Source organism: Actinopolymorpha sp. NPDC004070, assembly GCF_040610475.1.
Lineage (GTDB): Bacteria > Actinomycetota > Actinomycetes > Propionibacteriales > Actinopolymorphaceae > Actinopolymorpha.
On record NZ_JBEXMJ010000008.1, the window covers coordinates 229,571 to 241,235 of the forward strand.

Below are 11,665 nucleotides of genomic sequence, written 5' to 3' on the forward strand. Positions count from 1 at the left end.
CGTCCGCCGTCACCGGGGCGGTCAGGAAGCCGCCGGCTGGCCGCCCTCGTCGGTGGGCTCGATGTCCTCGACGGTGAGCAGGCCCTCGTTGATCTCACGCAGCGCGATGGACAGCGGCTTCTCCTGGACGTGGGTGTCCACGAGCGGGCCGACGTATTCCAGCAGGCCCTCGCCCAGCTGGGCGTAGTAGGCATTGATCTGCCGGGCGCGCTTGGCGGAGAACAAGACGAGCTTGTACTTCGAGTCGCTCTTTTCGAGCAGGTCGTCGATGGGCGGGTAGGTGATGCCCTCGGCAGCAGGCTGGGTCCCAGACAAGCTCAGGCCTCCGGAGAATATGGGTAGGAGCGCATCAAGGCTACCAACTCCTCCGCGGCGACGCCCACCTCGGTGTTGACGACGGTGACGTCGAACTCCTTCTCCGCGGCCAGCTCCTCCCGGGCGGTCTCCAGCCGGCGCTGCTGCTCCTCGGCCGACTCGGTGCCCCGGCCGATCAGCCGGCGGACGAGCTCCTCCCAGCTGGGCGGGGCCAGAAACACGAACAGCGCGTCCGGCATGGTCTGGCGGACCTGCCGGGCGCCCTGCAGATCGATCTCCAGCAGCGCCGGGCGGCCCTCGGTGAGCTTGTCCTGGACCGCCGACCGCGGGGTGCCGTAGCGGTGGGTGCCGTGCACGACCGCCCACTCCAGCAGGGCGTCGTCGGCGACCATCCGGTCGAACTCCTCGTCGGAGACGAACCAGTAGTGCACCCCGTGGATCTCCCCCGGCCGCGGCCGGCGGGTGGTGGCCGAGACCGAGATCCACACCTCCGGGTGCGTACGCCGGATCGCCGCGGCGAGGGTGCCCTTGCCCACGGCCGTGGGGCCGGCGAGCACGGTCAGCCGAGCCACCGGACGTCGGGTCTTCCCCGCCGCGGTCCGGTCGTACACGGTCTCAGGATTCGCCGAACTCACGCTTCAGCGCAGCCACTTGGTTGTCTCCGAGCCCCCGCACGCGGCGGCTCTCGGAGATTCCGATGCGTTCCATGATCTGCTGGGCGCGGACCTTGCCCACGCCGGGCATGGAACAGAGCAGGTCGAACACCCGCATCTTGCCGATCACTTCGTTGGAGTCACGCCCGAGCTTGACGACCTCGCCGAGCGAGGCGCCGGAATTCTTGAGTCGGTTCTTCACCTCGGCACGCTCACGCCGGGCCTGTGCGGCCTTCTCCAGCGCGGCCTGCCGGGCTTCGGGGGTCAGGTGAGGTAGCGGCACGAACGGTCACCTCGAGGCTGTACGACGGGTCTTGGGTGCAGCGATTCTTGCTCGGAGGGCCACGTGCTCGGCGGCCGGGGTCCCGAAAACCGTCCGTGCGTCGCGAACACCCACGATGGACGCGAACCTACCCAGCGTGGACGAGTGCGGCAAACCGGGGTCACCTGCTCACCGCAGCGGAGCGGGCCGGGTGCCGCCGAACGCGACGAACGGCGAGTTGGCGAATCCGGGCTTGGCGTAGCGCAGCGCGGCACCGTCGGGGGTGACCACCGCTCCCCCGGCCGCCAGCAGGACGGCGTGGCCGGCGGCGGTGTCCCACTCCATCGTCCGGCCGAACCGCGGGTAGACGTCGGCGGCGCCCTCGGCGATCCGGCAGAACTTCAGCGAGCTGCCGGCCTGGACGAACGAGCCCACCTCCACCCCTTCCAGCCACCGCTGCGTCTCCATGTCGAGGTGACTGCGGCTGACCAGCGCCCGCGCGCCGGTGCCGGGGGTCGGTACGACCGCGAGCGGGGCGCTGTGGCCGCCCTCGAGGCGCTCGGCGCGCCCGGGGCCGCCGACGTACGTCACGCCCATCGCGGGCAGGTGCACCACGCCGAGCACGGGCGTGCCGGCCTCGACCAGGGCGATGTTGACGGTGAACTCGCCGTTGCGGGACAGGAACTCCTTCGTCCCGTCGAGCGGGTCGACCAGCCAGAACGGCGTACCGTCCACGTCCGGCGCGTCGCCGGCGGCGACGGCCTCCTCGGCCACCACCGGAAGGTCGGGCGAGAGCTCGGCCAGGCCGGCCACGATCACCGCCTCCGCGCGCAGGTCGGCCTCGGTCACCGGGGTGCGGTCGGCCTTCTCCCGGGCGCCGGGGTCGTCGGCGGCGTAGACCGCGAGGATCTCCTCACCGGCGCGCTCGGCGAGCGTCCGGATCCGGTCGACCAGCGCGGCGAGACCGGTGGACTGGCTGATCGAGTTGCCGGTCGGAGAGCCGGTCGAGGTCGCGGGGTCGGTGGTGTTCACGGGATCGGCAGGCATGGTGCCTATCGTGGCAGACCGGCCGCACGTCGCGGCCGGTGCTCAGCCCGGCGCGTCCAGCGCGGCGCGCAGCGCGTCGTTCGTACGATCGGCGGCGTCGGCCAGGGCCTGCGGGGACGGACCGGTTCGCAGCAGTTCGCGCGAGGTGGCGGGTACGACGTTGCGCGCCGCCGCACCGAAGACGCGCCGCACGTCGGCCGGTGTCGCGCCCTGGGCGCCGAGCCCGGGCGCCAGCAGCGGGCCGTTCACCGCGGCGAAGTCCTCGCCGCTGTCGCCCACCGTCGCACCGACGACCGCGCCGTAGGACCCCAGCGGCGTGGCGCCCTCGTTGGCGGCCGCGAGCCGGTCCAGGATGCCTCCGGCCACGGTGCGGCCGTCCTCACCGCGCGCCCGTTGCACCTGGGCGCCCTCGGGGTTGGAGGTCAGCGCGAGCACGAACACCCCGCTGCCGTGCTTGGCCGCGGTGTCCAGCAGCGGGCGCAGCGACTCGAAGCCGAGGAACGGGCTCGCGGTGAGCGCGTCGGCGAACATCGGCGACGCGGGGTCGAGGTAGGCGTCGGCGTACGCCTGCACGGTGGACCCGATGTCGCCGCGCTTGGCGTCCAGCAGCACCAGCGCGCCGGCGGCCCGGCTGGTGGCGATCACGCGTTCGAGCACCGCGACGCCGCGGCTGCCGAACCGCTCGAAGAACGCCGACTGCGGCTTCACCACCGCGACCCGGGGCGCGAGGGCCTCGGCGGCGGTGAGGGCGAAGCGTTCCAGGCCGTCCGGGTCGTCGGGCAGGTCCCAGGACCGCAGCAGGGAGGCGTGCGGGTCGATGCCCGCGCACAGCGGGCCGCGACGGTCCAGCGACGCCCGCAGCCGGGCGCCGAACGTCTCGGTCATGTCAGGCCTTCCCCTCGTCGTCGGCGGCCCACTCGTCCTTCGCCCACGACTGCAGCGAACGGACCGTCACCTCGCCGGCTCGCAGGGCCTCGATGCCCTGCACCGCCGCCGCCAGGCCCTGCACGGTGGTGATGCACGGGATGTTCGCCATGATCGCCGCGGTGCGGATCTCGTACCCGTCCACCCGCGGGCTGCCGCCGGAGGTGGTGCCGCGCGGGGTGTTGACGATCAGGTCGAGGTCCCCGGCCGCGATCCGGTGCACGATGGTCGGCTCGCCGTGCGGGCCGGTGCCCTGGGTCGCCTTGCGTACGACACTTGCCACGACGCCGTTGCGGCGCAGCACGTTGGCGGTGCCCTCGGTGGCCAGGATCTCGAACCCGAGATCGGCCAGCCGCTTGACCGGGAAGATCATGTGCCGCTTGTCGCGGTTCGCGACCGACACGAACACCCGGCCCTTCGTGGGCAGCGCGCCGCCGTAGGCGCCGGCCTGGGACTTGGCGAAGGCCACCCCGAAGCCGGCGTCGATGCCCATCACCTCGCCGGTGGAACGCATCTCCGGCCCGAGCAGGGTGTCGATGGCGCGGCCGTCACCGGAGCGGAACCGGTTGAACGGCATCACCGCCTCCTTCACCGCGATCGGCGCGTTGGGAGGCAGCTGGCCGCCGTCGCCGGTGGCCGGGAGCATCCCTTCCGCGCGCAGGTCGGCCACGGACGCGCCGAGCATCACCCGGGCGGCGGCCTTGGCAAGTGGCGTCGCCGTCGCCTTGGACACGAACGGCACGGTCCGCGAGGCGCGCGGGTTGGCCTCCAGGACGTAGAGGACGTCGCCGGCCAGGGCGTACTGCACGTTGAGCAGGCCGCGGACGCCGACCCCGGCGGCGATCGCCTCGGTGGAGCGGCGGATGCGGGCGATCTCCTCGGTGCCGAGGGTGATCGGCGGCAGCGCGCAGGCGGAGTCGCCGGAGTGGATGCCGGCTTCCTCGATGTGCTCCATCACGCCGGCGAGGAACAGCTCCTGGCCGTCGTAGAGCGCGTCCACGTCGATCTCGACCGCGTCGTCGAGGAACCGGTCGACCAGCACCGGGTGCTCGGGCGAGATCGCCGTGGCCCGGGCGATGTAGCCCTCCAGCGCGGAGTCGTCGTAGACGATCTCCATCCCACGCCCGCCCAGGACGTACGACGGGCGCACCAGCACGGGGTAGCCGATCTCGTCCGCGATCAGCTTGGCCTCGGCGAACGACGTGGCCGTGCCGTGCTTGGGGGCGGGCAGCCCGGCCTGGGCGAGCACCCGGCCGAACGCGCCGCGCTCCTCGGCCAGGTGGATCGCCTCCGGCGGGGTGCCGACGATGGGGACGCCCGCGTCCTCCAGTCCCTGCGCGAGCCCGAGTGGGGTCTGCCCGCCGAGCTGGCACACCACCCCGGCCACCGGGCCGGCCTGCTGCTCGGCGTGCACGATCTCCAGGACGTCCTCCAGCGTGAGCGGCTCGAAGTAGAGCCGGTCGCTGGTGTCGTAGTCGGTGGAGACGGTCTCGGGGTTGCAGTTGACCATCACCGTCTCGTACCCCGCCTCGTGCAGGGCCAGGGCCGCGTGCACGCAGGAGTAGTCGAACTCGATGCCCTGCCCGATCCGGTTGGGGCCGGAGCCGAGGATGATCACCGCGGGGCGTTCGCGCGGGCCGACCTCGGTCTCCTCGTCGTAGCTGGAGTAGTGGTACGGCGTACGGGCGGCGAACTCGGCCGCGCAGGTGTCGACGGTCTTGTAGACCGGGCGGATGCCGAGTGCCCAGCGGACCCCGCGTACGACGTCCTCGCGCATCCCGCGGATCGCGGCGATCTGCCGGTCGGCGAAGCCGTGCCGCTTGGCCGCGCGCAGCACGTCGGGGGTGAGCTCGGGCGACTCCTCGATCTCGGTGGCCACCTCGGACAGCAGGAAGAGCTGGTCGAGGAACCACGGGTCGATCCTGGTCGCCTCGTGGAGCTCCTCCGGTGTCGCCCCGGAGCGGATCGCCTCCACGACCTCGCGCAGCCGGCCGTCGTGCGGGGTGGCGACCGCGGCCAGCAGGTCGTCCTTGGCCCGTGGCTCCCCCGCCCAGACGAACGCCGCCTCGGACTTCTCGATCGACCGCAGGGCCTTGTTCAGCGCCTCGGTGAAGTTGCGGCCGATCGCCATCGCCTCGCCGACGCTCTTCATGTGCGTGGTGAGGGTCGGGTCGGCGTGCGGGAACTTCTCGAACGCGAACCGCGGCACCTTCACCACCACGTAGTCCAGCGTGGGCTCGAAGGAGGCCGGGGTCTGCTCGGTGATGTCGTTCGGGATCTCGTCCAGGGTGTAGCCGAGGGCGACCTTGGCGGCGATCTTGGCGATCGGGAAGCCGGTGGCCTTCGACGCCAGCGCGCTCGACCGGGAGACCCGGGGGTTCATCTCGATCACGATCATCCGCCCGTCGGCCGGGTTGATCGCGAACTGGATGTTGCAGCCGCCGGTGTCCACGCCGACGGCGCGGATGACGCCGATGGCGACGTCCCGCATGCGTTGGTACTCGCGGTCGGTGAGCGTCATCGCCGGCGCGACGGTGATCGAGTCGCCGGTGTGCACGCCCATCGGGTCGAGGTTCTCGATGGAGCACACGATGACCACGTTGTCGGCGCGGTCGCGCATGACCTCGAGCTCGTACTCCTTCCAGCCGAGCACCGACTCCTCGAGCAGCACCTCGGTGGTGGGGCTGGCCTGCAGCCCGGCGCCGGCGATGCGGCGCAGGTCGTCCTCGTCGTACGCCATACCGGATCCGGCGCCGCCCATCGTGAACGACGGGCGGACGACCACCGGGTAGTTGAGCTCCTCGGCGGCCGCCAGGCACTCCTGCAGCGTGTGGCAGATCCGGCTGAGCGCGGACTCCGCGCCGAGCTCGTCGACGATCTTCTTGAACGACTCGCGGTTCTCCCCGCGCTGGATGGCGTCGATGGACGCGCCGATCAGCTCGACGTCGTACTTCGCGAGGACGCCGGACTCGTGCAGCTTGACCGCGGCGTTGAGGGCCGTCTGGCCGCCGAGGGTCGCGAGCAGGGCGTCCGGGCGTTCGAGCGCGATGATCTTCTCGACGTGCTCGGGGGTGATCGGCTCGACGTAGGTCGCGTCGGCGAACTCCGGGTCGGTCATGATCGTGGCCGGGTTGGAGTTGACCAGGATCACGCGCAGGCCCTCCGCGCGCAGCACCCGGCACGCCTGGGTGCCGGAGTAGTCGAACTCCGCGGCCTGGCCGATGACGATCGGGCCGGAGCCGATGACGAGTACCGAGGAGATGTCGGTCCGCTTGGGCATCAGGCGGCTCCTTCCGGGAGGGTGGTCGTCCCCGTGGAGTCGGCCATCAGGCCGACGAACCGGTCGAAGAGGTACGCCGCGTCGTGCGGGCCGGCGGCGGCCTCGGGGTGGTACTGCACGGAGAACGCGCGCAGGCGGCCGTCCCGGTCCTGCAGGGCAAGGCCCTCCACCACGTCGTCGTTCAGGCACACGTGGGTGACCCGGGCCGGCCCGAAGTCGGTCTCGATCGCGGCGTGCGCGTGCCGTCTCGCCGTGCCGGCGGCCGAGGCGTCCCCGGCGTCGTCAGGACTGTCGTCGCTTCCGGTGGGCCAGGCCACCGCGAAGCCGTGGTTGTGCGCGGTGACCTCGACCTTGCCGGTGGTGAGGTCCTGCACCGGCTGGTTGATGCCCCGGTGGCCGTAGCGCAGCTTGTACGTGCCCAGGCCGAGCGCCCGCCCGAACACCTGGTTGCCGAAGCAGATGCCGAAGAACGGGATGCCGCGGGCGAGGACGCCGCGCAGCACCTCGACCGGGTGGTCGGCGGTCTCGGGGTCGCCCGGGCCGTTGGACATGAACACGCCGTCGGGTCCGAGCGCGAGCACCTGCTCCAGCGTCGTGGTGGCGGGCAGCACGTGCACCTCGACACCGCGTTCGGCCAGCCGGTGCGGGGTCATCGACTTGATGCCGAGGTCGACCGCGGCGACGGTGAACTTCCGGGTGCCGACGGCGGGTACGACGTACGGCTCGGGGGCGGTGACCTCCGCGGCCAGCTCCGCACCCTCCATCCGGGGGCTGGCGAGCACGCGCTCCAGCAGTGCGTTCGGGTCGGTCTCGGTGCTGGAGATGCCGACCCGCATCGCGCCGCGTTCGCGCAGGTGCCGGGTGAGAGCGCGGGTGTCGACGCCGCTGATGCCGACCACGCCGTCGGCGCGCAGGGCGTCGTCCAGGCTGCGGCGCGAACGCCAGTTGGAGGGCAGGCGGGCCGGGTCGCGGACGACGTATCCCGCCACCCAGATGCGGCGCGACTCCGGGTCCTCGTCGTTCATCCCGGTGTTGCCGATGTGCGGTGCCGTCTGCACGACCACCTGGCGGTGGTACGACGGGTCGGTCAGGGTCTCCTGGTAGCCGGTCATCCCCGTGGAGAAGACCGCCTCGCCGAAGGTCTCACCCTCGGCGCCGTAGGACCGGCCGCGGAACACGCGGCCGTCCTCGAGGACCAGCAGGGCACTGGGCTGGGCGTTCCTCGACAACCGTCCTCCACTCACGCGCGTGCTTCTTCGCTGATCAGGTGTTGGTCCCGGCGGACCGGCCGGGCGCCGCTCACTGCGGCTTCCCGTCCAGGACCGTCGCCCGGCCCCGCAGGAAGGTCGCCACCACCCGGCCCGGCAGCGTCCTGCCGGCGAAGGGGGTGTTGCGCGAGCGGCTGGTGGACTGCGCCGGGTCGACCTCCCAGGGCGCGGCCGGGTCGTAGAGCGTGAGGTTGGCGGGCGCGCCCACCTCGACGTCGTGTCCGTGGCCGGTGAGGCGGCCGATCCGGGCGGGACGCGACGACATCCGGTCGGCCACCCCGGCCCAGTCGAGCAGCCCGGTGTCAACCATGGCTTGCTGGACGACGGCGAGCGCGGTCTCCAGACCGGTCATCCCCATCGCCGCGGCGAGCCACTCGCACTCCTTGTCCTCCACCGGGTGCGGCGCGTGGTCGGTGGCCACCGCGTCGATGGTGCCGTCGGCCAGCGCGGCCCGCAGTGCCTCGACGTCCTCACCGGTACGCAAGGGCGGGTTGACCTTGTAGATCGGGTCGTAGCTCGCCACCAGGTCTTCGGTGAGCAGCAGGTGGTGGGGCGTCACCTCGGCGGTGACGGGGTAGCCCTTGCTCTTCGCCCAGCGCAGGATCTCCACCGAGCCCGCGGTGGAGACGTGGCAGATGTGGACGCGGGACCCGACGTGCTCGGCCAGCAGCACGTCCCGGGCGATGATCGCCTCCTCCGCGACGGCGGGCCAGCCGCGCAGCCCGAGAACGCCGGACAGCGCGCCCTCGTTCATCTGCGCGCCCTCGGTGAGGCGTGGCTCCTGTGCGTGCTGGGCGATCACGCCGTCGAACGCCTTGACGTACTCCAGCGCACGGCGCATCAGCACCGCGTCGGACACGCAGTCGCCGTCGTCGCTGAACATGCGGACGCCGGCCGCGGAGTCGGCCATGGCACCGAGCTCGGCGAGCTGGGTGCCGCCGCGTCCCACGGTGACCGCGCCGATGGGCTGGACGTCGCAGCGGCCGTACTGCTGTCCGAGCCGGTAGACCTGCTCGACCACACCGGCGGTGTCGGCGGCCGGAAGGGTGTTGGGCATCGCGCAGACCGCGGTGTAACCGCCGACCGCCGCCGCGACGGTGCCGGAGTCCACCGTCTCGGCGTCCTCGCGGCCGGGCTCACGCAGGTGGGTGTGCAGGTCGACCAGGCCGGGCAGCAACACCAGGCCGGCGGCGTCGACCACGGTCGCGCCCCTGGCCGACGGACGGCCACCGATCTGGGCGACGTGCCCGTCGCGGACGAGGACGTCGGCCGGCTTCGCGCCGAGCGGGCTCGCCCCACGCAGGAGGTAGGTCTCACTCATGGCGTCTCCCTGCTGCGTTGCTCGGGCACGGTGTCGTCGACGGCCTGGCCGCCCCCGGCCAGGAGGAGGTACAGCGCGGCCATCCGGACGGCCACGCCGTTGGTGACCTGCTCCACGATCACCGACCGGGTGGAGTCGGCGACGTCGGCGGAGATCTCCATGCCGCGGTTCATCGGGCCCGGGTGCATCACCAGCGCGTGCTCGGGCATGGTCGCCATCCGGGTCGCGTCCAGGCCGTAGCGGCGGCTGTACTCGCGGGCGCTGGGGAAGAAGGCGGCGTTCATGCGTTCGCGCTGCACCCGCAGCATCATCACCACGTCGGTCTTCGGCAGCACCGCGTCCAGGTCGTACGACGTCGAGCAGGACCACTGCTCGACCCCGACCGGCAGCAGGGTGGGCGGCGCCACCAGCGTGATGTCGGCGCCCAGGGTCTGCAGCAGCAGCACGTTGGACCGTGCCACCCGGCTGTGCAGGACGTCACCGACGATCGCGACTCGCCGGCCCTCCAGGTCACCGAGGTGGCGGCGCATGGTGAACGCGTCAAGCAGCGCTTGCGTGGGGTGCTCGTGGGTGCCGTCGCCGGCGTTCAGGACGCTCGCGCTGATCCAGTCGGAGGCGGCCAGCCGGTGGGGTGCGCCGCTGGCCTGGTGGCGTACGACCACCGCGTCGGCGCCCATCGCGGCCAGCGTCAGGGCGGTGTCCTTCAGGCTCTCGCCCTTCTCCACGCTGGAACCCTTGGCGGAGAAGTTGATCACGTCCGCCGACAGCCGCTTGGCCGCCGCCTCGAAGGAGATGCGGGTGCGGGTGGAGTCCTCGAAGAACAGGTTGACGACCGTACGACCGCGCAGCGTCGGGAGCTTCTTGATCGGCCGGTCGGCCAGCTCGCGCAGCTTCTCCGCGGTGTCCAGGACGAGCAGTGCCTCGTCCCGGTCGAGATCGCCCGCGGACAACAGGTGTTTCACGACACACCTCCCTCGGTCGATGGTTCCTTCGTGATGACCACGGCCTCGCGGCCGTCGGACTCGCTGAGGTAGACCGCGACCCGCTCGTGCGCCGCGGTGGGGAGGTTCTTGCCCACGAAGTCGGCCCGGATGGGCAGCTCGCGGTGGCCGCGGTCGACGAGGACGGCGAGCTGGACCGCGCGGGGGCGGCCGATGTCGTCCAGGGCGGTCAGCGCCGCCCGGATGGTGCGGCCGGAGAAGAGCACGTCGTCGACGAGCACCACGATCCGGCCGTCGATGCCGCCCTCGGGGATGTCGGTGTGGCCGAGCGCCCGGGTGGGCCGCAGCCGCAGGTCGTCGCGGTACATCGTGACGTCGAGCGCGCCGACGCCGCCGAAACGGCTCTCGACCGAGGCGATCCGCTCGCCGATGCGCCGGGCCAGCTGGACCCCGCGGGTGGGAACGCCGAGGAGCACGACGTCGCCGGCGCCCTTGTTGCGTTCGAGAATCTCGTGGGCGATCCGGGTCAGCGCCCTGGTGATGTCGGCCTCGTCGAGCACCGCTCGGCGGCCGTTGCGCCGGGCCGGATCGGGGTCCGGACTCGGCTGGGGGTTCGGATCGCGGGCAGCAGGCATCGAGGTGACCTCCTTCCCCGCCTCTCTGGACGGGCCGTTAAAGGACGTCGTACTGGGTGGCCGGCCTCGGCTCGCGCTGCCGGTGCGGACCGCGGCCCAACCGGTCCCGAGACTACCAGTCCACCACCCGGGCACCCACGCGGGCGGTGCCGGCGGATTCTCGGCCGGCGTCGTGATCACGTGCCGGACGTCTTCCGGGCTCCGGGCCGCTGCCCGGCCGGGCGTGGACGGCCGCCGGATGATCTCGGTCCGGACGAAGTCCTGGCCCGGCTGGCTTGACGTGGGAGTCGCTCCGGGTTACCGTCACGCTCCGTGACTATTTTGGGCGCGGCATTACCGTGTCCGTCGATGATCTAAGGATGGTTGAGCACGGATGCCGAGTGACTACGCACGGTCCCTGGGCGCGAAGCTTCGCGCGATCAGGCAGCAGCAGGGACTTTCTCTCCACGGGGTAGAGCAGAAGTCGAAGGGCCGCTGGAAAGCGGTGGTTGTTGGCTCATACGAACGCGGGGACCGGGCCGTCACCGTCCAGAAGCTCTCCGAGCTGGCGGAGTTCTACGGTGTGCCGATCACCGAGCTCCTTCCGGGCGTCGGCCCGATCGGCGCGGCCGCCGAGCCGCCGCCGAAGCTGGTGCTCGACCTGGAGCGCCTCGGCGAACTGGAGGGCGTCGAGGTCGCACCCCTGGCGCGGTACGCCGCGACCATCCAGGCCCAGCGCGGCGACTACAACGGCAAGGTCCTGTCCATCCGCAAGGAGGACATGCGGACGCTCGCGGTGATCTACGACGAGCGCCCGAGCGTGCTCGCCGACCGGCTCGTCGCCTGGGGCGTGCTGAACGCCGAGGCGGCCGAGGCGGTCTCCGACGACGAGGCCTGAGCACCGTCGAACACACCGCCCGGGTGCTCGACAGCGTTCTCGCCGCCGCTTCTCGCGGGCCGTCGTGGATCGGCTGATCCACGACGGTTCGCGGTGGTCGGTGACGAAACGTCGCAGCTCGTCTGGTTCGGCTCGTTGTTCC

General features: G+C 72.0%; 11 protein-coding genes. 1 reads left to right on the forward strand and 10 read right to left on the reverse strand.

The window, feature by feature from the left end; genetic code table 11:
• Positions 1–21 precede the first annotated feature (21 nt).
• From rpoZ to pyrR, 10 genes are all read right to left on the reverse strand, one after another.
• The gene (gene rpoZ, locus ABZV93_RS16655) at positions 22–315 is read right to left on the reverse strand and encodes a DNA-directed RNA polymerase subunit omega (RefSeq protein ID WP_092655223.1); all 294 of its coding nucleotides are present in this window, start codon (positions 313–315) and stop codon (positions 22–24) included.
• 2 nt (positions 316–317) lie between these two features.
• Entirely contained in the window at positions 318–926 is a 609-nt protein-coding gene (gene gmk / locus ABZV93_RS16660) for a guanylate kinase (protein ID WP_354936275.1), read from the reverse strand.
• A gap of 4 nt (positions 927–930) precedes the next feature.
• Complete coding sequence (mihF, locus tag ABZV93_RS16665) at positions 931–1,251, reverse strand: integration host factor, actinobacterial type (protein ID WP_092655221.1); 321 nt, start codon at positions 1,249–1,251, stop codon at positions 931–933.
• A 168-nt stretch (positions 1,252–1,419) separates the two neighbouring features.
• Complete coding sequence (gene cysQ, locus ABZV93_RS16670) at positions 1,420–2,277, reverse strand: 3'(2'),5'-bisphosphate nucleotidase CysQ (RefSeq protein ID WP_354936280.1); 858 nt, start codon at positions 2,275–2,277, stop codon at positions 1,420–1,422.
• 42 nt (positions 2,278–2,319) lie between these two features.
• Positions 2,320–3,162: an orotidine-5'-phosphate decarboxylase gene (gene pyrF / locus ABZV93_RS16675; RefSeq protein ID WP_354936283.1), complete on the reverse strand. Its 843-nt coding sequence runs from the start codon at positions 3,160–3,162 to the stop codon at positions 2,320–2,322.
• 1 nt (position 3,163) lies between these two features.
• Positions 3,164–6,481, reverse strand: a complete 3,318-nt coding sequence (gene carB / locus ABZV93_RS16680; protein WP_354936286.1) for a carbamoyl-phosphate synthase large subunit — start codon at positions 6,479–6,481, stop codon at positions 3,164–3,166.
• On the reverse strand, positions 6,481–7,725 hold the full coding sequence (carA, locus tag ABZV93_RS16685; RefSeq protein ID WP_354936289.1) for a glutamine-hydrolyzing carbamoyl-phosphate synthase small subunit: 1,245 nt from the start codon (positions 7,723–7,725) through the stop codon (positions 6,481–6,483). Before carA ends, carB begins: the two co-directional genes overlap by 1 nt.
• 55 nt (positions 7,726–7,780) lie before the next feature.
• The gene (locus ABZV93_RS16690; RefSeq protein WP_354936292.1) at positions 7,781–9,070 is read right to left on the reverse strand and encodes a dihydroorotase; all 1,290 of its coding nucleotides are present in this window, start codon (positions 9,068–9,070) and stop codon (positions 7,781–7,783) included.
• Entirely contained in the window at positions 9,067–10,032 is a 966-nt protein-coding gene (locus tag ABZV93_RS16695; protein ID WP_354936295.1) for an aspartate carbamoyltransferase catalytic subunit, read from the reverse strand. The genes ABZV93_RS16690 and ABZV93_RS16695 overlap by 4 nt, the downstream gene beginning before the upstream one ends.
• Positions 10,029–10,646, reverse strand: coding sequence for a bifunctional pyr operon transcriptional regulator/uracil phosphoribosyltransferase PyrR (gene pyrR, locus ABZV93_RS16700; protein WP_354936298.1), 618 nt, complete (start codon positions 10,644–10,646; stop codon positions 10,029–10,031). Before pyrR ends, ABZV93_RS16695 begins: the two co-directional genes overlap by 4 nt.
• 373 nt (positions 10,647–11,019) lie before the next feature.
• Here pyrR and ABZV93_RS16705 point away from each other — a divergent pair, with 373 nt between their 5' ends.
• Positions 11,020–11,523 (forward strand): transcriptional regulator, encoded by a 504-nt coding sequence (locus ABZV93_RS16705; protein ID WP_092655214.1) that lies wholly within the window; start codon positions 11,020–11,022, stop codon positions 11,521–11,523.
• Positions 11,524–11,665 lie beyond the last annotated feature (142 nt).